Origin of the sequence: Agrobacterium sp. V1, from assembly GCF_030518355.1 — a bacterium.
GTDB classification, from domain to species: Bacteria; Pseudomonadota; Alphaproteobacteria; order Rhizobiales; family Rhizobiaceae; genus Agrobacterium; species Agrobacterium cucumeris.
The window spans coordinates 935,436-961,897 of the sequence record NZ_JAULSF010000001.1; the positions used below are offsets into that span (position 1 = coordinate 935,436).

Annotated in this window: 19 protein-coding genes; 10 read left to right on the top strand and 9 right to left on the bottom strand. The window is 59.2% G+C overall.

Annotated elements, in window-relative coordinates; all coding sequences use genetic code 11:
- The first annotated feature begins 11 nt into the window (after positions 1–11).
- The 8 genes from nuoN to dnaE all read left to right on the top strand — a co-directional run bounded on the left by nuoN (position 12) and on the right by dnaE (position 12,884).
- Entirely contained in the window at positions 12–1,454 is a 1,443-nt protein-coding gene (gene nuoN / locus QSV77_RS04620; RefSeq protein WP_142839612.1) for an NADH-quinone oxidoreductase subunit NuoN, read from the top strand.
- 26 nt (positions 1,455–1,480) lie between these two features.
- Positions 1,481–2,221, top strand: a complete 741-nt coding sequence (locus QSV77_RS04625) for a biotin--[acetyl-CoA-carboxylase] ligase (protein WP_302732662.1) — start codon at positions 1,481–1,483, stop codon at positions 2,219–2,221.
- A gap of 207 nt (positions 2,222–2,428) precedes the next feature.
- Complete coding sequence (locus tag QSV77_RS04630) at positions 2,429–4,096, top strand: ribonuclease J (protein WP_142839614.1); 1,668 nt, start codon at positions 2,429–2,431, stop codon at positions 4,094–4,096.
- A gap of 351 nt (positions 4,097–4,447) precedes the next feature.
- The gene (locus QSV77_RS04635; RefSeq protein ID WP_052818535.1) at positions 4,448–4,753 is read left to right on the top strand and encodes a DUF1467 family protein; all 306 of its coding nucleotides are present in this window, start codon (positions 4,448–4,450) and stop codon (positions 4,751–4,753) included.
- 702 nt (positions 4,754–5,455) lie between these two features.
- On the top strand, positions 5,456–6,778 hold the full coding sequence (gene proS, locus QSV77_RS04640) for a proline--tRNA ligase (protein ID WP_142839615.1): 1,323 nt from the start codon (positions 5,456–5,458) through the stop codon (positions 6,776–6,778).
- Positions 6,779–6,905: 127 nt separating this feature from the next.
- The gene (locus QSV77_RS04645) at positions 6,906–8,213 is read left to right on the top strand and encodes a lipoprotein-releasing ABC transporter permease subunit (protein WP_302732663.1); all 1,308 of its coding nucleotides are present in this window, start codon (positions 6,906–6,908) and stop codon (positions 8,211–8,213) included.
- Positions 8,214–8,228: 15 nt separating this feature from the next.
- Complete coding sequence (locus QSV77_RS04650) at positions 8,229–8,912, top strand: ABC transporter ATP-binding protein (protein ID WP_046800302.1); 684 nt, start codon at positions 8,229–8,231, stop codon at positions 8,910–8,912.
- Positions 8,913–9,380: 468 nt separating this feature from the next.
- Positions 9,381–12,884 carry a DNA polymerase III subunit alpha gene (gene dnaE, locus QSV77_RS04655; protein WP_302732665.1) on the top strand — a complete coding sequence of 1,168 codons (3,504 nt, stop codon included), beginning with the start codon at positions 9,381–9,383 and terminating at the stop codon, positions 12,882–12,884.
- Positions 12,885–12,908: 24 nt separating this feature from the next.
- Here the strand turns inward: dnaE and QSV77_RS04660 are convergent, their stop codons facing one another.
- From QSV77_RS04660 to QSV77_RS04670, 3 genes are all read right to left on the bottom strand, one after another.
- Positions 12,909–14,147, bottom strand: coding sequence for a L,D-transpeptidase family protein (locus QSV77_RS04660; protein ID WP_302732667.1), 1,239 nt, complete (start codon positions 14,145–14,147; stop codon positions 12,909–12,911).
- A gap of 171 nt (positions 14,148–14,318) precedes the next feature.
- Positions 14,319–15,602: a DNA polymerase IV gene (locus QSV77_RS04665; RefSeq protein WP_302732668.1), complete on the bottom strand. Its 1,284-nt coding sequence runs from the start codon at positions 15,600–15,602 to the stop codon at positions 14,319–14,321.
- A 69-nt stretch (positions 15,603–15,671) separates the two neighbouring features.
- Entirely contained in the window at positions 15,672–15,980 is a 309-nt protein-coding gene (locus tag QSV77_RS04670; RefSeq protein WP_142839620.1) for a DUF3572 domain-containing protein, read from the bottom strand.
- A 131-nt stretch (positions 15,981–16,111) separates the two neighbouring features.
- Between QSV77_RS04670 and QSV77_RS04675 the strand changes: the two genes are divergently transcribed.
- Complete coding sequence (locus QSV77_RS04675; RefSeq protein ID WP_003496409.1) at positions 16,112–16,483, top strand: response regulator; 372 nt, start codon at positions 16,112–16,114, stop codon at positions 16,481–16,483.
- A gap of 18 nt (positions 16,484–16,501) precedes the next feature.
- On the top strand, positions 16,502–17,872 hold the full coding sequence (locus tag QSV77_RS04680) for a PleD family two-component system response regulator (protein ID WP_302732673.1): 1,371 nt from the start codon (positions 16,502–16,504) through the stop codon (positions 17,870–17,872).
- An 829-nt stretch (positions 17,873–18,701) separates the two neighbouring features.
- Here QSV77_RS04680 and rpmG read toward each other — a convergent pair.
- The 6 genes from rpmG to topA all read right to left on the bottom strand — a co-directional run bounded on the left by rpmG (position 18,702) and on the right by topA (position 26,353).
- Positions 18,702–18,869: a 50S ribosomal protein L33 gene (gene rpmG, locus QSV77_RS04685; RefSeq protein ID WP_003496403.1), complete on the bottom strand. Its 168-nt coding sequence runs from the start codon at positions 18,867–18,869 to the stop codon at positions 18,702–18,704.
- 89 nt (positions 18,870–18,958) lie between these two features.
- The gene (locus QSV77_RS04690) at positions 18,959–20,125 is read right to left on the bottom strand and encodes an MFS transporter (protein ID WP_269698826.1); all 1,167 of its coding nucleotides are present in this window, start codon (positions 20,123–20,125) and stop codon (positions 18,959–18,961) included.
- A 17-nt stretch (positions 20,126–20,142) separates the two neighbouring features.
- Positions 20,143–20,811 (bottom strand): NUDIX domain-containing protein, encoded by a 669-nt coding sequence (locus tag QSV77_RS04695; protein WP_302732676.1) that lies wholly within the window; start codon positions 20,809–20,811, stop codon positions 20,143–20,145.
- Positions 20,812–20,831: 20 nt separating this feature from the next.
- Complete coding sequence (locus tag QSV77_RS04700) at positions 20,832–21,275, bottom strand: DUF983 domain-containing protein (protein ID WP_046800295.1); 444 nt, start codon at positions 21,273–21,275, stop codon at positions 20,832–20,834.
- A gap of 45 nt (positions 21,276–21,320) precedes the next feature.
- Positions 21,321–23,675 carry a ribonuclease R gene (rnr, locus tag QSV77_RS04705; RefSeq protein ID WP_142839624.1) on the bottom strand — a complete coding sequence of 785 codons (2,355 nt, stop codon included), beginning with the start codon at positions 23,673–23,675 and terminating at the stop codon, positions 21,321–21,323.
- Positions 23,672–26,353 carry a type I DNA topoisomerase gene (topA, locus tag QSV77_RS04710; RefSeq protein WP_302732677.1) on the bottom strand — a complete coding sequence of 894 codons (2,682 nt, stop codon included), beginning with the start codon at positions 26,351–26,353 and terminating at the stop codon, positions 23,672–23,674. Before topA ends, rnr begins: the two co-directional genes overlap by 4 nt.
- Between the last annotated feature and the right edge of the window lie 109 nt (positions 26,354–26,462).

The following is a 26,462-nucleotide window of genomic DNA, read 5'->3' on the forward strand; positions in this document are numbered from 1 at the left end:
ACCCGTTGGACATGACCGCTGAAATCCTTTTTGCCAGTCTGCACATTGCGACGCCCGAGCTGATCCTTGCGGTCGGCGCGCTGGCGCTGCTCATGATTGGCGTCTTCTCGGGCGACAAGTCGACAACGACGGTAACCGGCCTTGCCGTTGCCCTCCTGCTCGTCGTCGGTCTCTGGATCATTTTCGCCCCGGCGTCGGGCGTTGCCTTCGGCGGTGTCTACATCGCCGATTCCTTCGGCAATTTCATGAAGGTGCTGGCGCTGATCGGCTCCATCACCGCCATGATCCTCGCTGTCGGCCAGGGCCGCTTCGAGCCGATCGGTCGTTTCGAATATCCGGTGCTTCTGGTTCTCGCGACGCTGGGCATCCTGCTGATGATCTCGGCCAACAACCTGATCTCGCTCTACATGGCGCTGGAACTGCAGTCGCTGGCGCTTTACGTCGTCTGCGCCATCAACCGTGAAAGCCTGCGCTCCACGGAAGCTGGCCTGAAGTACTTCGTTCTCGGCGCGCTGTCCTCCGGCATGCTGCTTTACGGCATGTCGCTGGTCTATGGTTTCACCGGCAATACCGGCTTTAGTGAAATCGCCCAGGTTCTGGCGTCGGAAACCCGTTCGCTCGGCCTCGTCTTCGGCCTGGTCTTTGTTCTCGCCGGCCTTGCATTCAAGATTTCGGCCGTGCCGTTCCACATGTGGACGCCTGATGTTTATGAAGGCGCACCGACCCCGGTTACCGCCTTCCTTTCGGCGGCACCCAAGATCGGCGCCATGGCGATCTTCGTGCGCATCGTCGTTGACGCTTTCCAGCCGGTCTTTGCCGACTGGCAGCAGATCGTCGTCTTCATCTCCATCGCTTCGATGCTGCTCGGCTCGTTTGCCGCGATCGGCCAGAAGAACATCAAGCGCCTGATGGCCTATTCCTCCATCGGTCACATGGGTTATGCGCTGGTCGGTCTTGCCGCCGGCACGCAGGCAGGCATTTCGGGCGTCATTCTCTACATGACCATCTACATGGTCATGACGCTCGGCACCTTCGCCTGCATTCTCTCCATGCGCCGCAAGGAAATCGGCAATGTCGAAAATGTCGAGGATCTGGCCGGGCTTTCGTCCACCAACCCCTTCATGGCGGTGGTTCTGACGATCCTGATGTTCTCGCTTGCTGGCATTCCGCCGCTCGCCGGCTTCTTCGGCAAATATTACGTCTTCCTTGCCGCCATCGAAGCCAAGCTCTATCCGCTGGCCGTCATCGGTGTGATCGGCTCGGTCGTCGGCGCTTATTATTATATCCGCATCGTCAAGGTCATGTGGTTTGATGAAGCCAAGGGCAGCTTCGAGCGTCCGGCGGGCGAACTGAAGGTGGTTTATGCGCTTTCGGGTCTGTTCGTTGTCGCTTTCGTCGTCTTCGGCGGTGCGCTTGGCAATGCCGTCACGGTTGCAGCAAAGACGTTCTTTTGATCGACACGCCGCGGCATACGGGCCGGATGTCCATCGATGACTTCCGGCACGAGGCGATGGCGGAAACGCCATCGACCAACATCGAATGTTTCGCCCGTGCAAGGGCGGGCGATGGCGGCAATCTGTGGATTACCGCCATCCGCCAGACCGGTGGGCGCGGGCGTCGCGGCCGGCCATGGGTCTCCGAACCCGGTAATCTCTACGCCTCGCTTTTGCTCATCGATCCTGCGCCGATGGACCGTATCGGCTCTTTGCCGCTTGCCTTTGCACTGGCTGTCTATCGCGCCATCCGTGTGGTCTTGCCGACAGGCGGAGCGCCGCTAGAGATCAAATGGCCGAACGACGTGCTGATCGGCCGTCAGAAGACCTGCGGCATTTTGATGGAAGCGGAGCTTCTGCCGGATGGGCGGCGGGCAATCGTCATCGGCATCGGTATCAATATCGCCCATAAGCCTGATAATCCGCTTTATCCCGTCACCATGCTGTCCGAACACGGCGTTTCCTGCTCTGCCGATGAGCTTTTCGCGCATCTCTTTCGGGAAACGGCGGATGTGCTGCGAGATTGGGATGAGGGCAGGGGCGTCGCCGGTGTCATGACTGGCTGGCGGGCGGCTGCCTGCGGTATCGGCGAACATATCACCGTCAATTTCCCGGATCGTTCGATCGGCGGGCGTTTCGTCGGAATTGATGATAATGGTTATCTGCTGCTGGACGAGGACGAGGGCGCAAGGCGCTCCATTGCCGCCGGCGACGTGTTTTTCGGATGAGGTGAACGGTGCGGCTTTATAAAACGCCGCGCCGAACCCGATCCCACAGGTTGGAGTTTTCCTGCAGCTCATAAAAAGCAGGATGACAGACCGGCTCCGCATCGGCCCGGTCGATCAGATGGTTCAACAGGTCCGATGCTGCAAACATGCGCGGGGCGCGGCAAAGTGCCGTCGTCTATACGCGCTCGTGAATGGATAAAAAGAACAATGGCTAAACAGGACGAACTGGTCTTCCTGCCGCTTGGCGGCGTCGGTGAAATCGGCATGAATCTGGCGCTTTATGGATACGGTCCGGCAGGCAAGCGCGAATGGATCATGGTGGATTGCGGCGTGACCTTTGCCGGTCTCGATCTGCCGGGTGTCGATCTGGTGTTGCCTGACATCACCTATATTGCCGAGCAGAAGAAAAACCTCAAAGGCATCATCATCACCCATGCCCATGAGGATCACTACGGCGCGCTGAACGATCTGTGGCCGGGCCTCAATGTACCGGTCTATGCTTCGGGTTTCACCGCCGGCATGCTGGAAGCCAAGCGCGCCTATGAGGGCAGCCGCGCCGAAATTCCGATCACTCCCTTCAAGGCGGGCGACCGCATCAATGTTGGTCCGTTCGAAATCGAGGCTGTCGGCGTCAATCACTCCATCCCGGAGCCGATGTCGCTGGTCATCCGCACGCCTCTCGGCAATCTCATCCATACCGGCGACTGGAAAATCGATGAGGCTCCGTCGCTCGGGCCGTTGACGGATGAAGCCCGTTTCCGCGCCATCGGCGAAGAGGGCGTGCTGGCGCTGATGTGCGACAGCACCAACTCGGTACGCGATGGCGTGTCGCCTTCCGAACACGAGGTTTCCGAAGGCCTGCGCCAGATCATTGAAAATGCCGAGGGTCGTGTCGCCGTTACCACCTTCTCCTCCAATGTCGGGCGTATCCGCTCGATTGCCCAGGCGGCAGAGGCGGCGGGCCGTGAGGTGCTGCTGCTTGGCTCGTCGCTGAAGCGCGTTGTCAACGTCTCGCAGGATCTCGGCATCATGGAAGGCATCCAGCCATTTCTGGCCGAAGACGAATATGGCTATATTCCACGCGACAAGGTGGTGCTGATCCTGACTGGTTCGCAGGGGGAACCGCGTGCCGCGCTTGCCAAGCTCTCGCGTGACGAGATGCGCAATGTGGCGCTCGCTTCCGGTGATACGGTGGTGTTTTCCTCTCGCGCCATTCCCGGCAATGAAAAGGCCATCATCGATATCAAGAACGGTCTGATCGAGCAGGGCGTCCATATCATCACTGACAATGAGGCTCTGGTCCACGTTTCCGGCCATCCGCGCCGCAACGAGCTTCTGAAGATGTATGAGTGGACGAAGCCGCAGATCGTTGTGCCTGTCCATGGCGAGGCGGCGCATCTGGTGGCGCAGAAGGAACTGGCCGAGCAGGCCGGCATTTCGCAGGTGCCGAAGGTGCGCAACGGTAATATTCTGCGTCTGGCCCCCGGTCCTGCGGAAGTCATCGATGATGCGCCGCATGGCCGCGTCTTCAAGGACGGCAATCTCATCGGCGATATGGATGAGATGGGCATCAGCAATCGCCGCAAGCTGTCCTTCGCCGGTCACGTCTCCGTCAACGTGGTGCTGGACAGCCGTTACGACTTCCTCGGCGATCCCGATGTCGTGCCTTTCGGCCTGCCGGAATTCGATGACGAAGGCGAGGACATGGAGGACACGCTTTACGACGCGGTTCTCGGTGCTGTGGAAAGCATTCCGCGCGCCCGTCGCAAGGATCTGGAACTGCTTCGTGAAGCGGTGCGCCGCGCCGTTCGCGCTGCTGCCAACCAGACCTGGGGCAAGAAGCCGATCGTAACGGTTTTCGTCACCAAGGTTTGAGCCGGAGCCGCGTAAGACTGATGTGTCGGGTGATCTGTGTCATCCGCACTCCGTCACCCCGGGCTTGTCCCATTGCTGTCCGGTTTGAATTTCCGGACAGGCTGCAATCTCCTTGGAGTCGGTGGTGAAGGGTGGACATTCACTCAATGGCATCCTCGGCCCTGTGCCGAGGATCTAACGGCGCCGAATAAAATCAATACGTTGGCCGATCCTCGGGGCAGGCACCAGGATGACGTCGGCACAATTGGCCTGACTTTTCTTCCCATTGGACGACGTCGCCAGCCCGGTTCTGTTCCTGCTTCCAAGGCTTTTTGCGCTTCTTGCCGAGAAGTGATTCCGCTTTACGGATGAATGCGTTACAAGAAGCCCATTGTGCAGGAGGATCACATGCCGCTTCTTTCGGTCTTCGCCGTTTATTTCATCGTCTGGTGGACGGTGCTTTTTGTTGTGTTGCCGATTGGACTTCGCACCCAGGCGGAAGACGGCGATGTGGCGCTTGGCACCATTGCCAGCGCGCCATCCCGCTTCCGAGGCGGCCGCATCGTCCTGTGGACAACACTGATATCGGCGCTGATCTGTGGTGTGTGGTACGGCGGATCCTGGTGGTTCGGTTTCAGCCTTGATGATCTCCCGAGAATTGTCCCGGTTTACGACTGAAGTATCAGAGCTTGATTCCACTGCATTCGTGACCTGGAAAACGTGGCTCCGTCACGTTTGCAACGTAGCGAATGCAGTCTACCTCAAAACCGGGATGACTGAGAATAGGGCAGCACTATCCGTGTCGCTGCAAGGCGTATCCGCGGCTTGTCATATGGATGTCATCTCTGTCGTGCACACAGCATAAGCATATTGGGCGGCTGATTCACCGTCACAATTTCACCGGAATAGTCCGCCGGGGCTTTGCCATGTGTTGAATCAAAAAAAAACAAGGCCTTTCAGCCTTGTTTTCCAGGTTTCGCGTGATCTGTAACCGTTGCCGGGGCAGCGACGAGCGCGCCTAAGATCTGATCCTCCCAAGACTGACCGCGAAAATGACAAGAATTTAAACTTCTTGCCTCTTTTGTAAGCTAAAGCTAGCTCAATCACCCATGCTTGTCATCTCATTTTTTGCATATTTGTTACAGTCGGCAAAAAATTCTCTGTGGTGCAATTTGTCGCACCGGATCAAGAATAATATTCCGGTCAAAGCGTTTTGACGCGAATTAGCTATCTCGAAAATGCCACGAAATCGCCTTCAACGCTCTTTTCATGGCGGGTTTTCTTCTTGGCGGGAAACGGCTATATCCGGCGCCAATATCCCTTTATTCGGGGCGATTCCCGCGCCTTTGCGCGCCGTCGTCCACATCAATGGAAGCCGTCATGCGTCTCAGCCGTTATTTCATGCCCATCCTGAAGGAAAATCCCAAGGAAGCGGAGATCGTCTCCCACCGCCTGATGTTGCGCGCAGGCATGATCCGGCAGCAATCGGCTGGCATTTATTCCTGGCTGCCGCTCGGCAAGCGCGTGTTGGACAAGGTCAACAGGATCATCCGCCAGGAGCAGGACCGTTCCGGCGCCATCGAGCTTCTGATGCCGACGCTGCAGACCGCCGAGCTCTGGCAGGAAAGTGGCCGTTATGACGACTACGGCAAGGAGATGCTGCGCATCAAGGACCGCCAGGACCGCCAGATGCTGTATGGCCCCACCAATGAGGAGATGATCACCGACATCTTCCGTTCCTATGTGAAGTCCTACAAGAACCTGCCGCTGAACCTTTACCATATCCAGCTGAAGTTCCGCGACGAAGTGCGTCCGCGTTTCGGCACCATGCGTTCGCGTGAGTTCCTGATGAAGGATGCCTATTCCTTCGACCTGACCAAGGAAGACGCGATCCACTCCTATAACAAGATGTTCGTGGCTTACCTGCGTACCTTCGAGCGCCTTGGCCTGCGCGCCATTCCCATGCGCGCCGATACCGGCCCGATCGGCGGCAATCACAGCCATGAATTCATCATTCTGGCCGACACCGGTGAATCCGAGGTCTTCTGCCACAAGAGCTTCCTCGACCGTGCCATCCCGGCCGAAAATACCGACTTTGACGATGTCGCAGCCCTTCAGGGCGTATTTGACGAGTGGACTGCCGATTATGCCGCCACCTCCGAAATGCATGACGAAGCAGCCTATGATGCCATTCCGGATGGTGAGCGTCTTTCGGCACGCGGTATCGAAGTTGGCCACATCTTCTATTTCGGCACCAAATATTCCGAGCCGATGGGCGCGAAAGTGCAGGGCAAGGACGGCAAGGAACATCCTGTCCACATGGGTTCCTATGGCATTGGCCCGACACGCCTTGTTCCCGCCATCATTGAAGCATCGCATGATGAGAACGGAATCATCTGGCCGGCCTCCGTCGCGCCTTTTGATGTCGTTGTCATCAACATGAAGGCTGGCGATGCGGCCTGTGATGCGGCTTGCGAAAAGCTGTATTATCAGCTCTCCAACGCCGGCAAGGATGTTCTTTACGACGATACCGACGACCGTGCGGGCCAGAAGTTTGCCACCGCCGATCTGATCGGTGTGCCGATGCAGATCATCGTCGGCCCGCGTTCTGTTGCGAATGGCGAAGTCGAAGTGAAGGACCGCAAGACCGGTGAACGTGAAACCGTCACAATCGAGGCGGCAATGAACAAGGCGCTTGCCTAAGCACGAACGGAAAGATGGGAGCGGCCTTCATGCGAAGACCGCTCCGGTTTTATGGCGCAGGCGCCGTTACGATTGGGACCGATCTTTGGAAAAGACCGATCCTGCAGATTGAGATCAGGGAGACGACATGGCAAAAGCCGATGCTGACAAGGGTGCGGCTCCTTCCGCCCGGGAAAAGACCGCCCGGCCTTTTTCCGCTTTTGAACGCATGGTGGCCTGGCGCTATCTGCGGTCGCGGCGCAAGGAAGCGTTCATTTCCGTCATCGCCGGTTTTTCTTTTGTCGGCATCATGCTGGGCGTTGCAACGCTTATCATCGTCATGGCTGTCATGAACGGTTTTCGTACCGAGCTGATTTCGCGCATTCTCGGCATTAACGGCCATATGATCGTCCAGCCGATCGACCAGCCCTTCAATAATTATGATGAGCTGGCGAAGAAGTTTTCAGCCGTGCCGGGCGTCACCATGGCCCTGCCGCTGGTGGAAGGCCAGACATTGGCCTCCGGCCGTGGCGGTGCAGGCTCCGGCGCGCTGGTGCGTGGCGTGCGCCAGGAGGATATCGACAAGATCAAGGAAGTTGCCGGCAACATCAAGACCGGCGATCTCGTCGGCTTCATGGCGGGCGACGGCGTTCTGGTCGGCTCGCGGCTTGCCGCACAGCTTGGCGTAACGGCGGGTGATGATATCACCCTCATTTCGCCGGAAGGCGACGTGACGCCGATGGGCGTCAATCCGCGCGTCAAATCCTACAAGATATCAGGCGTCTTCGAGATCGGCATGTCAGAATATGACGCGTCGATGATCTACATGCCGCTGTCTGAAGCCCAGCTTTATTTCAATGCCGACGGTATCGTGCAATCCATCGAGCTTTATGTCAGCCGCCCCGATGACGTTGACGGCATCCGGCCGCTGGTGGAGCAGGCCGCCGAACGGCAGATCTATATCACCGACTGGCGACAGCGGAACCAGACCTTCTTCTCCGCCCTGCAGGTGGAAAGAAACGTGATGTTCATGATCCTCACCCTCATCGTTCTGGTGGCGGCGCTGAACATCATTTCCGGCCTCATCATGCTGGTGAAGGACAAGGGCAGCGATATCGCCATCCTGCGCACCATGGGCGCCAGTTCCGGCGCGGTCATGCGTATCTTCTTCATGACCGGAGCGGCCATCGGCACGGTCGGCACCTTTGCCGGCGTGGCGCTCGGCGTCATCGTCTGCCTCAACGTGGAATCCATCCGGCAGTTCTTTTCCTGGATATCCGGTACGGTGCTGTTTGACCCGCAGCTTTATTTCCTCAGCCAGCTGCCGGCCGAAATGGATATCAGCGAGACCATCACCGTCGTCATCATGGCTCTGACGCTTTCTTTCCTGGCAACGATCTTTCCGGCATGGCGGGCCTCCAAGCTCGATCCGGTGCAGGCCCTGCGTTACGAATAAGGACCGCTTCGCAATATGGCAAAAAAAACAGTGCTGCGGCTTACCGGCGTGGAACGGACCTATGGTCAGGGTGAAACGTCGCTTTCCATTCTGCGCAAGGCCGATCTTGAATTGAGGAGCGGTGAGATGGTGGCGCTCGTCGCCCCCTCCGGTACCGGAAAATCCACACTGCTGCATCTGGCGGGGCTTCTGGAACACCCTGACGCGGGTGAGGTTTTCATCAATGGCGCGCCATGCAACGGTCTGCCAGATGAAACCCGCACCGCGATCCGCCGCAGCGACATTGGTTTTGTCTATCAGTTCCATCACCTCCTGCCGGAGTTTTCGGCGGTGGAAAATGTGATGATGCCGCAGCTTATCGCCGGTCTCACACAGGCCGAAGCGCGCAAGCGTGCCAGCGCCCTGCTGGACTACATGCGCGTCGGCCATCGCGGCGAACATCGCCCGGCCGAACTTTCCGGTGGCGAGCAGCAGCGTGTGGCGATTGCGCGCGCGGTTGCCAATGCGCCGCTTCTGCTGCTTGCGGATGAGCCGACCGGTAACCTAGATCCCGAGACCGCGCATTATGTTTTCGATGCGCTGGAGGCCTTAGTGCGCCAGTCCGGCCTTGCGGCGATGATCGCCACACATAACCACGACCTCGCTGCCCGCATGGACCGACGCGTCACGCTTGCAGACGGCAAGATCGTCGATTTCTGATCATCACGGTCTGAGCCGGCGATATCGCCGACGCGGCTGAGTCGCTTCGCTGCGGCTCCTCCATGGGCCAGCTCCTTCTTCCACAATTGAATTTTTTCCGAACCCGGAGGTGTTTTAACCTCCGGGTTTTTTCGCTTTGGAGTCAGGGGCTTGCCGATCATGAGAACGGAACCGCAGCCGATTCTGCCGCGTTAGCAAGGGGAATATCAGTAAAACCCTGTTGACAATCGAACAAAATGAGAACAAAGTTGGAACATAACGAGTAAGGAGAGACCAATGACTGATTTCATCCGTGACGTTGCCGCTTTCGCTTCCATCGCTGTCTTTGTTGCCAGCTTTTCGGTAATCCTCACTGCCCTGTGAAGGAAACACCGGCGCAGAAGCCTGTATGGAGGCCGCAAGGCTGTGGACTTTAAGCGCCGGAAATCGGAAAATCGCCCCCTCGATTCAGAATGACAGGACGACGATATGGGCGATACGGTTGTGCGTGGAGAAAACTCTGACGAAACGCTGAAAACGCCTGGTTTCGTCCATTTGCGGGTTCATTCCGCTTACTCCCTGCTTGAGGGGGCATTACCCCTCAAGAAAATCATGTCCAAGGCCGTTGCAGATGGCCAGCCGGCAATTGCCATCACCGACACCAACAATCTTTTCGTTGCGCTGGAGTTTTCCGAAAAAGCGCGTGACGAAGGTCTGCAGCCGATCATCGGTTGCCAGGTGTCTATCGACATGCAGGATGCGGCGGAGGATCGCCGCAATCACAACAGCCACCTCGCCAAGCTCCCAGCCATCGTGCTTCTGGCTGCCAATGCCGAAGGTTACGAGCGGCTGGTGGACCTGATCAGCCGCGCCTATCTGGAAGGCGAGGGCAGTGGCGGACATTCCGTGCATGTTACCCGCGCTTGGCTGGAAGAGGCCTCCAATGCCGGGCTCATCGCACTGACGGGCGCCACTGGCGGTCCTGTCGATATGGTGTTGAAGGAAGGCCATGCCGCACAGGCCAAAGAGCGGCTGCTGACGCTGAAGTCGCTCTTTGGTGACAGGCTCTACATCGAATTGCAGCGCCAGTCCGGTTATGACCGCTCCCACGAGCGACGCATGATCGGCCTTGCCTATGAACATGATATTCCGCTGGTTGCCACCAACGAGGCGTTTTTCCCTTCCAAGGCAGACTATGAGGCGCATGACGCCCTGATGGCGGTGGCGCATAATGCCATCGTTTCCGATGACAGCCGCTTCCGCCTGACACCCGATCATTATCTGAAAAGCCGGCAGGAAATGACGGCGCTGTTTGCCGACCTTCCCGAGGCGCTGGAAAATACCGTCGAGATTGCGCTGCGCTGCTCCTATGTGCTGAAAAAGCGCGGCCCCATCCTGCCACGTTTCACCGGCGCCAGCGAAGACCCGGAAGCGGCCGAACATGCCGAAACAGAGGAGCTTCGCCGCCAGGCGGTGGAGGGGCTGGACCAGCGGCTTGCGGCTCTCGGCATGTCGCCCGGCTATACGGAACAGGATTATCGCGAGAGACTGGATTTCGAACTCGGCGTCATCTCGCGCATGAAGTTCCCCGGTTACTTCCTGATCGTTGCCGACTTCATCAAATGGGCCAAGCAGCAGGACATCCCTGTCGGTCCCGGCCGTGGTTCGGGCGCCGGCTCGCTTGTGGCTTATGCGCTGACCATCACCGATGTCGATCCGCTGCGCTTCTCGTTGCTGTTCGAGCGCTTCCTCAATCCCGAGCGTGTCTCGATGCCGGACTTCGACATCGACTTCTGCCAGGATCGCCGCGAAGAGGTGATCCGTTATGTGCAGCGCAAATATGGCCGCGAGCAGGTGGCGCAGATCATCACCTTCGGTTCGCTGCAGGCGCGTGCGGCATTGCGCGATGTTGGCCGCGTGCTGGAAATGCCCTATGGGCAGGTGGACAAGATCTGCAAGCTGGTACCCAATAACCCGGCCAACCCGACGCCGCTGTCAAAGGCCATCGAGGAAGAACCACGCCTGCAGGAAGAGGCGGACAAGGAACCCGTCGTCGCCCGCCTCCTGGATATCGCCCAGAAGATCGAAGGGCTTTACCGCCACGCTTCCACCCACGCCGCCGGTATCGTCATCGGCGACCGGCCGCTGTCGAAGCTGGTGCCGATGTATCGCGATCCGCGCTCCGACATGCCGGTCACCCAGTTCAACATGAAATGGGTGGAAAGCGCCGGTCTCGTCAAATTCGACTTCCTCGGCCTGAAGACGCTGACGGTATTGAAGGTCGCCGTGGATTTTGTCGCCAAGCGCGGCATCAAGGTCGATCTTGCCGCCATTCCGCTGGACGACACGAAAACCTACGAGATGTTGTCGCGTGGCGAGACCATCGGCGTGTTCCAGGTGGAAAGTGCGGGCATGCGCAAAGCGCTGATCGGCATGCGCCCCGACTGCATCGAGGATATCATCGCGCTGGTGGCGCTTTATCGTCCGGGCCCGATGGAAAACATCCCGGTCTATAATGCCCGCAAACATGGCGAGGAGGAGCTGGAGTCCATCCACCCCACCATCGACCATCTGCTCAAGGAAACGCAGGGCGTTATCGTCTACCAGGAACAGGTGATGCAGATCGCCCAGGTCCTGTCAGGTTATTCGCTTGGTGAAGCAGATCTTCTGCGCCGCGCCATGGGCAAGAAGATCAAGGAGGAGATGGACAAGCAGCGCGAGCGTTTCGTCGATGGCGCCATCAAGAACGGCGTGTCGAAACCGCAGGCCGACACCATCTTCGACCTTCTGGCGAAGTTCGCCAATTACGGCTTCAACAAGAGCCATGCCGCCGCTTACGCCATCGTTTCTTACCAGACCGCCTATATGAAGGCGCATTATCCAGTGGAGTTCCTGGCGGCCTCCATGACGCTCGATATGGCGAACACGGAAAAGCTCAACGATTTCCGCCAGGATGCCAGCCGCCTCGGCATCGAGGTCGTAGCGCCTTCGGTGCAGACGTCTTTCCGCCAGTTCGAGACCGGTGAAAACCGCATCTATTATTCGCTGGCCGCCATCAAGGGCGTCGGTGAGGGCGCGGTCGAACATATTGTCGAAGTGCGCGGCGACAAGCCGTTCACGAGCCTTGAGGATTTCTGCCTGCGTATCGATCCCAAACAGATCAACCGGCGTGTGCTGGAAAGCCTCATCAATGCCGGCGGCTTCGACTGTTTCGGCCGCGATCGCGCCGAACTGATTGGCGGGCTCGACCGCATCATCGGTTATGCGCAGATGGCGCAGAACAACCGCACCATCGGCCAGTCGGACATGTTCGGCTCCGGTGGTGGTAACGGCCCGGAAAAGCTGGTGCTGCCGGCCTTCCAGCCCTGGCTTGCCTCGGAAAAGCTGTTGCGTGAATATCAGGTACTCGGTTTTTACCTCACCGCCCATCCGCTCGACACCTATCGTCCCGTGCTGGAAAAGTTGCGTGTGCAGAATATCGCCGATTTTTCCGCCGCCGTGAAACAGGGCGCGACCGCCGGGCGTCTGGCCGGCACCGTCACCGGCAAGCAGGAGCGCAAGACCCGTACCGGCAACAAGATGGGCATCGTCACCTTCTCGGATGCGTCGGGGCAATATGAGGCCGTGCTGTTTTCCGAAGGGCTCGCTCAGTTCCGTGAGCTGCTGGAGGTCGGCAAATCGCTTGTCATCACCGTTCAGGCGGAAGAACGCCCGGAAGGCATCGGTCTGCGCATCCAGACGGCTCAGTCGCTGGAGGAGAAGTCGGTGCAGATGCAGAAGGCGCTGCGCGTTTATGTGCGCGATTCCGGCCCATTGAAAACCGTCGCCCGCCACCTCAATACCAAGGGCGACGGGTCGGTCTACTTCATCGTCATCAAGGATGAGGGCAGCCGCGAGATCGAAGTGGAACTGACGGAGAAATACCGCATTTCACCTGAGATCGCCGCAGCACTTCGCGCCGCCCCCGGCGTCGTTGATGTGGAACTGGTTTAAGGGTTCAGACGCTCACGCGTCCCCTTAAACCGGCCCTTCCTTCGTCACGGTAATGAAGTCGGTTCCGGCTCCTGTCTCCAGCTGGTGACTGATATCGGAAACGGTGATCGAGCTGCCGGTTGAAAGCTCCTGTTCAATGCGGGAGCGAATGTCCGCCGGTATGTCGAGACGGCCAAGTACGGCGCTCAATTGGTCGAAACCGCCGGGTGCTTCGGCAACGGTAATGCCAAGCCGCTTGCGGGCTGCGTTCGGCAGATGGTTTTCGAGCGTCACGCCGTTCCATTCGGCGGTCCCGGCGGCGCGATCCACCGCAACAGCTTCGAAGAAATGCGTTCCGAGCGCAACTTCTGGATCCCTGATGTCAATGGCCGCCTCAAATAGCGGTTTGAAATCCTGCCGCACCATGATCTGGCCATTCGGTGGATGGTTTTCGCCGGCGGATTCGTAAAGCGCCGCTACGAAGGCGTCAGTCAGAAGTGGTCCGGTAGTTTTCAGCCCCTTCCAGCGCTTGAAACCGTTCACGGCGCTCACCGTCATCTCTCCGGCATAACCATCCGCTGCGCCGGCGTCGAAACCAAGACGGGTCAATACGGCCTGAATATCCATCACCTTTTCCCGCTCGCCACGCCGGGTGATGAGAATGCGCAGGGGCGAGGCGGCCTTGGCCTTCACCGCCGGTTTAAGCGCTTGCGTCTTTTCATTGACGGCAACTTCGACGGTACCCAAAGCCGCATCGAAGGTTGCGGGGCGCAGTTCAACATCCGATAAAAGCAGCTTGCCGTCATCACTATCGTCACGCGGTTCAAACAACGCCGGATGCTGCACGAAACGCAGGGAAACCGGGCGGTCGGTGATGATGACATGCACCCCGGTCGCGGTGTCTCCAAAAAGTGACTTGGCGAATTTCGAAGGCAGGCGCACGCAGCCATGTGAAGCCGCGTAATTCGGCACCTTGCCTTCGTGCAGCGCAATGCCAGACCATGTCAGCCGCTGCATGAAGGGCATGGGTGCGGCCGAATAGATATTCGACTCGTGGTATTTCCGTTTTTCCAGAATGGAAAATATGCCGCTCGGCGTCTCATGCCCGGCCTTGCCGGTTGAGACTTTCGAAGTGGCGATGATTTCACCGTTTTCGTAAAGCGAGAGCGACTGGTCGCTTTTCGAAACGAGGATCTGCAGCGACCTGCTATCGGCGGCAAGCGCCGGGAAGGCGAGAATGCTGGCCGACAGCATGCCGGTCAGAAGGCGGAGGCGGAGGGACATGACGCAATACACCACATGCACAAAACTTGCTCCACTCAACCATGCGAAGTTTAAGGAAGCTTAAGGACGGTGCGGCCGCAACATCACTAATTTGTGTAAAATCTAAAATACATTGTCATGAAGCGGCGTAACGCGGCCGATGCGCAGTTCCCAGGGCCCTAGATCAAATCGCTATTTGCGCGTGCCAAATGTGTAGCCGGTTTCGACGCTGCCCTTGCCGAACTTGTCGCGCAGCTTGTCCATCGCCGCTTCCGCCGCCGCTCGCCGCCCGGCCTGCCTGTCGACGAGATCAGGAGGATCGGCAAGGCCCGCATCGCGCAGATCGCTGACGCCGATGCCGAGCAGGCGGAATTTCGTGCCGTCGGTTTCCTTTTCCAGCATCGAGAGACCAGTGCGGAAAATCCGGTCAGCAAGCTGGGTGGGGTCATCAAGCTTGCGGTTGCGGGTGCGGATCTTAAAATCGGCCGTCTTCATCTTCAGCACTACGGTCTGGCCGGCAATGCCGTTCTTCTTCAACCGCCATGCGACCTTTTCGGAAAGCGAGCGCAGGATCGGCACGAGGTCCTCATGGCGGGAAATGTCGTTGAAGAAGGTGGTTTCGGAAGACACGCTTTTGACCGGGTCGTTATTGTGCACATGCCGCTCGTCGATGCCGCGCGAAAGCCGGAAAAGCCGCTGGCCCATCACGCCGTAACGGCGCATCAGATCGCCTTCTTCCATCTCCTGCAGCTGTGCGATCATGCGGATACCGTCCGCCTCCAGCGTCGCAGCAAAGGCTTTGCCCACGCCCCAGATCGTGGTTACGGGCCGCGTCGCCAGAAAGGCAAGCGCCTCCGCCTCGCCAATCACCGAAAAACCGCGCGGCTTGTTGAGGTCGGATGCAACCTTGGCCAGAAACTTGCAGTAGGAAAGTCCGGCCGAGACGGTTACGCCGACTTCCTTTTCCACGCGCTTTGCAAATTTCGCCAGCACGCGCGCCGGCGGGTCATGATGCAGCCTCTCTGTGCCGGCGAGATCAAGAAAGGCTTCGTCGACGGAAAGCGGCTGCACCAGCGGCGTCAATTCCTGCATCATCGCGCGGATTTCGCGTCCGACACGGCTGTATTTTTCCATGTCGGGTTTGATGACCACCGCGTCCGGACAGGCCTCCAGCGCCTTGAACATCGGCATGGCGGAACGCACGCCCTGAATGCGGGCAATATAGCAGGCGGTCGAAACCACGCCCCGCTTGCCACCGCCGACGATGACAGGCTTGTCGGCCAGCTCCGGATTGTCGCGCTTTTCAACGGACGCATAAAAGGCGTCACAATCGATATGGGCGATGTTCAGATCGTAAAGCTCGTCATGATAGACGAGACGCGGGCTGCCACAGGCGCGGCAACGCCGCAAACCCGCTGGCTGGCCAGCCAGACAGTCGCGGCAGAAACCGGGATCATAGCGGTGCGACGTGGACATGGAGCGAAAACAAAACCAGAACGTTGCCGACCTTACTCCGGCCGCGACCACGGCTCAAGGGGTGACCCGTCAATACTCCCCTGAATCCAGCCCCGGACCGGAAAAATGATGCCAGGCGGCGGCCACCGTTTCGGGTGAGGTATCGGTTGCCGTGCAAAACGCCATAAGGTCCGGCTCGTGGCTCATCAGAAAATCGGTGAGGCCGGCCAGAAAGCCGGGATCGTTGACGGCCTGGCGCAGCATATTGGCCTGCAGGCCGCTCAGCGCCAGGAAACGCGCCAGCATGTCCGGTTCGTTTGCCAGCCAGCCAAGTATGGCGGCCGCCGTTTCTTGCGGATCTTTGCCGGCATTGCCTTTGTTTTTCGTATCGCGCAGCATTTCTTCCCCGAAGTTACCTATTTTGAAACCAAATCCCTCTAGCCTTGCGCAACAAATGGACGATGGAATCGGTTCTCTGGCAACTTATATGTCTGGGTGAAGGTTTCAAAGCGAAACGGGGACTGCCCACCATGCCCAAACAGGTCATGATAGTCGAAGACAACGAGCTGAACATGAAGCTCTTTCGCGACCTGATCGAGGCGTCTGGTTATACGACGATCCAGACACGCAACGGCATGGAAGCGCTGGACCTTGCCCGCAAGCACCGCCCGGACCTCATTCTCATGGATATTCAGCTGCCGGAAGTATCGGGGCTGGAGGTGACGAAGTGGCTGAAGGAAGACGACGAACTGCACGTCATCCCGGTCATCGCCGTCACGGCCTTTGCCATGAAGGGCGATGAGGAACGGATTCGTCAGGGCGGATGCGAGGCCTATGTGTCGAAGCCGATTTCCGTCCCGAAATTCATCGAAATCATCAAGACTTATCTGGGCGACGCCTAAGGCGGCTGGGGAACGGTTATGACGGCGAGAGTTCTGGTTGTTGACGACATTCCTGCCAATGTGAAGCTTCTCGAAGCGCGGCTTGTGGCGGAATATTTCGATGTCGTGACCGCCGAGGATGGTTTTAAGGCGCTGGCGATCTGCGACGAGGAACAGGTCGATATTATCCTGCTCGACATCATGATGCCGGGCATGGATGGTTTCGAGGTCTGCGAGAGGCTGAAGGCCAACCCGAAGACGGCGCATATTCCCGTCGTCATGGTGACCGCGCTCGATCAGCCTTCCGACCGGGTGCGCGGCCTGAAGGCCGGCGCCGATGATTTTCTGACCAAACCGGTCAACGACCTGCAACTGATTGCCCGTGTCAAAAGCCTCGTGCGCCTGAAGGCCGTCAGCGACGAATTGCGGCTGCGCGCTGAAACCGCAAGGCAGATCGGCATAGAGGAGATGCTGCGCGCCGATGGCCTGATGCAGACGCCCGGCCGCGTGCTGGTCGCGGATGGCCGCGCCAGCTCGCAGGAACGTATTGTCAGGGCCCTGAAGCCGGTCGCCGAGGTCGATGCCGTCACCGATCCGCAGGCGGCGTTGCTGAAAGCGGCAAGCAGCTCCTTTGAGCTTGTCATCGTCAATTCCAATTTCGAGGATTACGATCCGCTACGATTGTGTTCGCAGCTTCGCTCGCTGGAGCGCACCCGTTTCCTGCCGCTGCTTCTGGTGGCGGAGCAGGGGGCGGACGATATGGTGGCGCGTGCGCTCGATCTCGGCGTCAATGACTATATTCTGCGCCCGATCGATCCCAACGAACTTGTGGCCCGCTCGCTGACACAGATCAGGCGCAAGCGTTACAACGAGCACCTTCGGCTCAACATGCAGCACACGATGGAGCTTGCGATTGTCGACGCGCTGACCGGCCTCAATAATCGCCGTTATCTCGACAATCATCTCAAGATACTCTTTGACCGCGCCGCCGTGCGGGGCCGCCCGATTTCCATCTGCATGACCGACATAGACCGGTTCAAGCTGGTCAATGATACCTATGGCCATGATGTGGGCGATGAAGTCCTGCGGGAATTTGCAGCGCGCATCCGCAGCACGGTGCGCGGCGCTGATCTTGCCTGCCGTTATGGTGGCGAAGAATTCGTCGTGGTCATGCCCGACACGCCGATAGAGATTGCCGCAAGCGTCGCCGAGCGCCTGCGGGCGATCATCGAAGACAAGCCCTTCTACGTCCGCTCCATCGATCGTGAACTGAGCATCACCGCTTCGCTTGGTATTGCCACCAGCAGCGGCGCTTTCGGGATGCCGGACGAGCTGTTGAAACAGGCCGACAGGGCGCTCTATGAGGCGAAACACGCCGGGCGCAACCGGGTGGTGGCTGCCGCCGCCTGAAAACGGCCCGCAGGCGTCTGAGGCCGAAAACCATGTCGTCTTTTCGGGTTTGTCGTCGTTCGGGGAGCTGAAAAGCCACCTTGAGAGGCTCAAGCCCCTGACCTTGCCTGTATTTTATCTTATTGCAATGAATAGGCGAGATTCAGCGGCTTTAATACAGTTCAAGTTGAAAAATATATTGAATTCAATCTCGCGGGAAACTATAGTGTGCCAGCGTTGTATATTTAACCATGTTTTCCGGGTTATGTATCGCTGGCTTAAGAATTTGTTGATTTTTATTTTACTTCTGCGCACACTCATTATCGAGAATAACAGTTCTTCCGGCGGTTTTTCCGTCTTGTGATGATGGAATGATGGCGGCTCATGCCGCTGCGGTTTCGCTCGTCAGGGGCTGGTATTGCGTAGTTCGAATGCCCCATGATGCTCAGGTCCGCCGCATCTCCTGAATCGTGGGGTCGGTCGGCTGACGATGTTCGAATCGGTTCCTCGTGCCGTAGTCACATCGTTGGCCGACCGCCTTCTCCCGAAAACGTGTCTGACTGAGAAACAGGTTTACCCAGCGGGCCCGTGTAGTGGCTCCATGCCATTCACGGCCACGTTTCTTGTGGGGAGGAGGGGTGAGCCGCCGGGGCGCTCTGCAAGAAGCTTTGCCGGATTTGAACAGCCTTTCGGCTGCCCTCCACATCCCTGCTTACCGACTTTCGCGACGCGGAAGCGCTGCGCATTTCCCATGGAAATGTCCTTGCCATCCACAAGAGCAAAGACTCATCGATACAAACAAAAAACGCGCCCATTGGGCGCGCTTTTGCCGGAGAACCCGATCAAGAAATTACTTGATCTTGGTTTCCTTGAATTCAACGTGCTTGCGTACAACCGGGTCGTACTTCGTCTTCGTCATCTTGTCCGTGAACGTACGGCTGTTCTTGGTGGTGACGTAGAAGGTACCGGTGTCGGCTGTCGACAGCAGCTTGATCTTGATTGTTGTAGCTTTCGCCATGGTCGTCCTGCCTTTAAACAAAAGAGAAGCCGCAGGCGCTTCTCACCTCGGCTAAATCTGGCGCGAAACTACGTATCGCGCCTGAAAAGTCAAGTCTGTTTTGCCCGGAAAACAAAACGGAACCCATAAAGCACCACGTAAAGCCCGAAAAATACGGCAAGCGCCCAGGCGAAACCATCGGTGCCCGCGACATCCATGGAAATGCCGACGGCCTGCGGTCCCGCAATCGTGCCCATGGCGTAACAGAAGATAAAGGCGGCATTGGCGGAGACCAGATCGGCGCCTTTCAGGCGTGATCCAAGGTGAGTGAGGCCGACCGTATACATGCCGGAGACGAGGCCGCCCCAGAACAGCAGCAGCGCCGCCACGAGGATCCAGCTGTCCACCAGCAGAGGCAGCGCCAGCGTGCCGCAAACGCCCGCAAAGGCCATCAGCGCGAGCATGGTGCGCCGATCCTTCATCCGGTCCGATAACAGGCCGATCGGTATCTGGAAGACCATGTTGCCGATGCCCATCACGGTCAGCAGCAATGCAGCCTGCGATTCGTTGAAGCCCTCACGCGTGGCATAGATGGGAAAGAGCGACAGGCCACCGGCCTGCACCGAACCGAACACGAAAGCCGCCGCCGATGCCATCGGCACCAGCCAGACATAACGGGCGAAATGGTGGTTGGGCCGCTCGTCCAGCTCAGGACTCTCACCGCGCGCCATGAAGATTGGGATTGCGGCCAGAAGGATGATTGCCGCTCCGACGATAAACGGCAGGATACCCTCGCTGCCAACCACGGAAAACAGCAGCGGGCCGACTGCAAAGCCGACCGCAAGGCCGGTGGCGTAGATGCCGAGAACCATGCCGCGTTTTTTCGGCGGCGCAGTCATGTTGATCCAGTACTCGGACAGGATGAACAGCGTGGTGGTGGCGCCATGGAAAACGATTCGCAGTGGAAACCACATCCAGAAGGCGTCGGCGAAATAAAAGCCGAGCGCGCTCACCGCTGAAATAACCACCGCAAACAGCATGGTTCGCGCCACGCCGAAATCATGGGCGATCTTGGAGGTCACGGGGGCGGCCATCATCGCCGCGACGCCGGCCATGGCCGAATTCACCCCGATCATGGTGGAGGAGATGCCACGCTTCTCAAGGATGATCGATAGCAGCGGCAGGCCAAGGCCGATGGCGACACCGACCGCACTGATGGCGGAAATGGCGGCGATCAGAGAGGGCCAGTGAATGGCGTCCGCTTCTTCGCATTTCATTTGTGACATGACGGCCTTTATACAAAGTCTCGAATGAATCGGCCGTGGCGCGTGACATAGAGCCGCGCGGGGCTTTCAAAGGGCAATGACGGATCACCTATCATGAATTTTGTGACATCTTCGAGAACCGTGCGTGTGATTTTCGGCATGTTCAGACTGGAAAGGTCTTTTATGTCAAGCCATTGCACATCGTGCAACTCGTCCGAATCCCGGATTAGCCGGGTATCCAGCCGCAATTCGTCGGCATAACAGCAAAAGAATCGCGTGTCGTAGCGCCTGATATTGCCCGGCGGGGTGATGGCCCGCGCCACATAACGGAAACAGGAAAGGTCCGGACCACCTGCACTCAGTCCCATATCCACCCCGGTTTCCTCGACAAGCTCGCGCGCAGCGGCGAGCGCCAGCGCTCTTGCGCCGGCAACGCTCATGCGCCGCGGGGCGGAGGCGCTGAGGCGGTCGAGGACTGCGGGGTGCAGGTCGCCGGAAAAGGGCAGCGCGTGATCGCGTGGATCACGTTTGCCGCCGGGAAATACGTAAGCGCCGGGCATGAAAATATGGGCATGGCTGCGCTGGCCCATTAAGACGCGGGTCGCCGGGCCGGAACGGTCGAACAGGATGATGGAGGCGGCATCCCGCGGCCGCAGGGGCGGGCTCGCAACCTCGGCGCTCTTGCGGGGTTCGGTCACGCGCACGTTGTCGCCTGTCGTCAGTGGGAGGAGCCGTCTATCTGCACTGTTGGCTGCTTTCCATCAAAGCCATGCATGCGCAGAGCCCATTGCAGGCCGATGACGCCGCCCTTGATCGGCTGTAGCGTCAACAGCGCAGCCAGAATGGTGATCGGCACCCAGATGGCGAAATGCACCCACATGGGAACGGAGAACACCATATCCGTCATCATGAAGCCGCCGACGGCGATATGGCCGATAATGACGATGGAAATATAAGGCGGCAGGTCATCCGACCGGTGGTGGTGCATTTCCGCGCCGCAGGCGGCACAATTGTCCACCGGCTTCAGAAAGGCACGAAACAGACGGCCGCCGCCACAGGCGGGGCAGCGGTTCGCCATGCCGCGCATGATCGAACGGCCAAGCGGCCGCTCGGCGCTATTGTCTCCGAAGGTAACTGTTTCCGAGCCCTGATGTGCACTCATCCTTAAGTCCTTCTTCCGTTCTTTCAACCGCCTATCGCGGTGTTGTTAACGTCGTCCTCTGGGCGGCCTTGTTCCGGGCTTAGCGCCCGGACGCGATGTCCGCCGGCCTGCCTTGTGGAACGACCGCGAGCCGACCGGCATCTTGCGGCCGGGGCTCAGCATTTCGAAACGCAGCGCGCCCGCCAGAGGCACTGCTTCCGCAAGCCGTACCTGAACCGTGTCGCCAAGCTGATAACCGAGACCGGTCTTTTCCCCCGTCAGAGCCTGATGCGCCTCATCATAGAAGAAATAGTCGGTTCCGAGTGTAGATATAGGAACAAAGCCATCAGCGCCAAACTGCGGAAGCGCGACAAATAGTCCCGCCTTGGTGACACCGCCGACGCGGCCCTCGAATTCTTCACCCACCCGTTCGGAAAGATGATGCGCGATCAGCCGGTTGACGGTGTCGCGCTCGGCCGCCATGGCGCGGCGCTCGAAGGTGGAGATTTCGGCGGCGATATCGTCAAGCGTCGCCTCTTCCTGCGGGGTGATGCCGCCTTCGCCGAGCCCCAGCGACCCCACCAGCGCCCGATGCACGATCAGATCGGCATAACGGCGGATCGGCGAGGTGAAATGCGCGTATTTCATCAGGTTGAGGCCGAAATGGCCGATATTCTCCGGGCTGTAGATCGCCTGGCTCTGGCTGCGCAGCACCATCTCGTTGACCATGATCTGGTGCGGCGTATCAAGGGCGCGCGCCAGAATGCCGTTGAAGGAATTGGCGCGCATGGCCACGCCCTTGGCCATGGAAATGCCGATCGTGCCGAGGAATTCGCGCAGCACCTCCTGCTTGGAGAGCGTCGGCGCGTCATGCACACGATAGACCAACGGCTGCTTTTTCTTTTCCAGCGTCTCGGCGGCGGCGACATTGGCCTGGATCATCATTTCTTCGATGAGCTTATGCGCATCGAGACGTTCGGGAATGACGACCTTGTCCACCGTGCCGTCTGGCCGCAGCTGGATCTTGCGCTCCGGCATGTCGAGTTCCAGCGGCTGGCGGCGGTCGCGGCCACGCTTCATCACCTCGTATGCATGCCACAGCGGCTTAAGGATCGGCTCCAGCAGCGTCCCGGTTTTGTCGTCAGGACGGCCGTCGATCGCGGCCTGCGCCTGCTGGTAGGAGAGTTTGGCGGCACTCTTCATCATGATGCGATGGAAAGTATGGCCCGCCTTGCGGCCTTCCTTGGAGAAGGTCATCCGCACCGCGAGTGCGGGGCGGTCGACGCCTTCCTTCAGCGAGCAGAGATCATTGGAAATGCGCTCCGGCAGCATCGGCACAACCCGGTCGGGGAAATAGACCGAGTTGCCGCGCTTCAGCGCCTCGCGGTCAAGCGGCGCGCCGGGGCGCACATACCAGGAGACATCGGCAATGGCGACGGTGACGATGACACCGTCAGGATTGTCTGGCGAGGTGTCGGGCTCGGCATAGACCGCGTCGTCATGATCCTTGGCGTCGGCCGGATCGATGGTGATGAGCGGCAGGTCGCGCCAGTCCTCGCGGTGCGACATGGTCGCTGCCTTGGCCGCATCCGCTTCCGCCAGCACATTCGGCGGGAAGATATGCGGAATACCATGCGCATAAATGGCGATCATCGAGATCGCCTTTTCCGATGCGACGGAACCAACGACGGACAGAACCTTCGCGCGCGTCAGGCCGTAACGGCCGCTATTGCGCGAGGTTTCCACCTCGATCAGATCGCCGTCCTTGGCATCGCCGACGCCATCGGGGTCGATGACCATTTCTTCGCCGCGCCGGTCGATCGGCATCAGCCGTCCGCCGCCGCCTTCCGTCTGCTTGAACACGCCGAGCAGCGCGTTCTGGCGGCGGTCGATCAGCTTGACGACGCGGGCCGTGTAGGCCGGGCCGACACTGTCCTTGGAAGGGAAAATCTTTGCCAGAATGCGGTCGCCGAGACCGGCTGCCGGCGCTTTCTTGCCACGGTCCTGCGAGGACTGGCGGATGAGCACGGCGGGTGCAGCGCCCATATCCTCCGGCCATTCCGCCGGCCGGCCGATCAATTCGCCGTCCTTGTCGCGGGTGGTGATGTCGAGAACCGTGACAGGCGGCAGACCGCCCGGCCGCGTCAGCGACTTGCGGCTCTTGTGCACCATGCCATCGACTTCCAGTTCCTTCAGCAGCGCTTTCAGAACGATGCGGTTTTCACCCTTCAGCCCGAAAGCCTTGGCGATTTCACGCTTGGAAGCCTGCTGCGGATGGTCGGCGATGAATTTCAGCAGCACTTCGCGGGAAGGCACCTCCCCATGGATGATGCCTTCACCTTCGCTCACTCGCTTGCCGCGCCCGGTGCGTCCGAAACCGTCGCTGGCGGAACCCTGTCTCTGACGCGGCGTCTTGCTCACTCTGCTGCCTTCTTGGGTTTGGCCGCTGCCTTCGGCTTGGCGGCCGCCTTGGTCTTGGTTGCTGCCTTGGCTTTCGTCGCCTTCGGTTTTGCAGCGGCACCATCGGCTTTCTTGGCGGCAGGTTTCTTGGCCTTGGCGGGCTTGCCGCCGGTACCGGTCTTGGCAATGCGCTCGGCAATCAGCACCAGAGACTCGTCCAGCGTCACCGAAGCCGGGTCCTGACCCTTTGGAATGGTGGCGTTGACCTTGCCCCAGTTGACGTAAGCGCCATAACGCCCGTCACGCACGGTGATCGGCCCGCCATCGGGGTGGTCGCCCAGCTCCTTCAGCGCTGCCGGCGTGCCGCTGCGGCCGCGTCCCGGTCCCTTGCTCTGCTTTTCGGCAATGACCGTGACGGCGCGGTTGAGACCGATCGAGAACACGTCCTCGATGCTTTCAAGGTTCGCATAGGAACCGTCATGCAGAAGGAACGGTCCGTAGCGGCCAAGCCCGGCCGATATCATCTTGCCGGTTTCCGGATGTTTGCCGATATCGCGCGGCAGGTTGATGAGCGCCAATGCCTTCTCGTGGTCGATATCCTCAGGCTTCCAGCCCTTCGGCAGCGAAGAACGCTTGGCTTCCTTGCCATCGCCACGCTGGATATAGGGTCCGAAGCGGCCGGAGCGCAGCGTCAACTCTTCACCGGTCATCGGATCGGCGCCGAGCGCCTTCGGCTCGTTCGAGGCTGCAGCTTCGGCTTCCGAACCGTCAGAGGTGAGCTGACGGGTGTAGTTGCATTCCGGATAGTTGGAGCAACCGACGAAAGCGCCGTATTTGCCGAGCTTCAGCGAGAGATTGCCGGTGCCGCAAACCTGACAGATGCGCGGATCCGAACCATCCTCACGCTTGGGGAATACCAGCGGCGCCAGAACCTCGTTCAGCGCATCCAGCACGTTGGTGACGCGCAATTCCTTGGTATCTTCGATCTGCGCGAAGAAATCCTTCCAGAAATCACGCAGCACCTGCTTCCAGTCCAACTCACCAGCGGAAATCCGGTCGAGCTTTTCTTCGAGAGCAGCGGTGAAGTCGTATTCGACATATTTGGAGAAGAAGCTTTCGAGGAAAGCCGTCACCAGCCGTCCGCGTGAATGCGGGATCAGCTTGCGCTTGTCGACGATGATATATTCACGGTCGCTCAGCGTCTTCAGCGTCGCCGCATAGGTGGAAGGGCGGCCGATGCCGAGTTCTTCCATCTTCTTGATGAGCGAGGCTTCCGAATAGCGCGGCGGCGGTTCGGTGAAGTGCTGGCTGGCATTGATCTTCTGCTTGGCGAGGTTCTCGCGCGCATTGATCTGCGGCAGACGGCCTTCGTCGTCACCGTCGTCGCTCTGCTCGCCATCTTCCTTCTGGTCGGTATAGGCGGCGATGAAACCGTCAAAACGGATCACCGAGCCGACGGCACGAAGCCCGGCCTTTTCGCCGTTCTTGTCCGCGAGGATTTCGACCGTCGTACGCTCGATTTCAGCGGACGCCATCTGGCTGGCGATACCGCGCTTCCAGATCAGGTCGTAAAGACGCAGCTGATCGGCATCGAGATAACGCTTCACCTGATCCGGCGTGCGGTTGAAATCGGTCGGGCGGATCGCCTCGTGCGCTTCCTGGGCGTTCTTGGCCTTGGTGGAATAGAAGCGTGCCTTTTCCGGCACATAGCGGTCGCCGAACTGCTCGCCAATGGCCTGGCGGGCAGCATCGATGGCTTCCGGTGCCATCTGCACGCCGTCAGTACGCATATAGGTGATCAGACCGACGGTTTCCCCACCGATGTCGATGCCCTCATAAAGCTTCTGCGCCACCTGCATCGTCCGCGAAGCGCCAAAGCCCATGCGCGAGGAGGCCGCCTGCTGCAGCGTCGAGGTGGTGAAGGGCGGACCAGGATTGCGCTTGACGGGTTTCGCCTCGACCGTATCGACAACATAGGTCGCACCTTCCAGCAGCGTCTTCAGCCGGTTCGCATCGTCTCCGGTCTTGATCCCGCGGCTTTGCAGCCGCTTGCCGTCGGCGGAAACTAGCTTAGCTTCGAACTCGTCACCGCGCGGTGTCTTCAACAGCGCGCTGATGTTCCAGTATTCCTCGGAAATGAAGCGTTCGATCTCGGACTCGCGGTCGCAGACGAGACGCAGCGCAACCGACTGAACGCGGCCGGCAGAGCGCGCGCCCGGCAGCTTGCGCCACAGCACCGGCGACAGGTTGAAACCGACGAGATAGTCGAGCGCGCGGCGGGCGAGATAGGCGTCGACCAGCGGCACGTCGATGTCGCGCGGGTTCGCCATGGCGTCCAGCACCGCCTTTTTGGTGATGGCGTTGAAGACCACGCGCTTCACCGGCTTGTCGCCGAGAACGCGCTTCTTCTTCAAAAGATCGAGAACGTGCCAGGAAATGGCTTCACCTTCGCGATCCGGGTCGGTTGCGAGAATGAGACCGTCGGAGGCTTTTACCGCGTCGGCAATATCCTTCATGCGCTTGGCGGATGCGCTGTCGACCTCCCAGGACATTTCGAAATCCTGGTCGGGCAGCACCGATCCGTCCTTGGCAGGAAGGTCTCTGACGTGGCCAAAGGATGCAAGAACCTTGTAGCCCGAACCAAGATACTTGTTGATTGTCTTGGCTTTGGCAGGAGATTCTACGACAACGACATTCATATTGTTTTTCTCTGGAACTGGTCCGTTAACATAGCCGGATCACGGAGGAAGGCCGCAACAAGGCTTCTTTATAATTCGACATGGACAGGTAATGCCCGCGGGTCAAGAG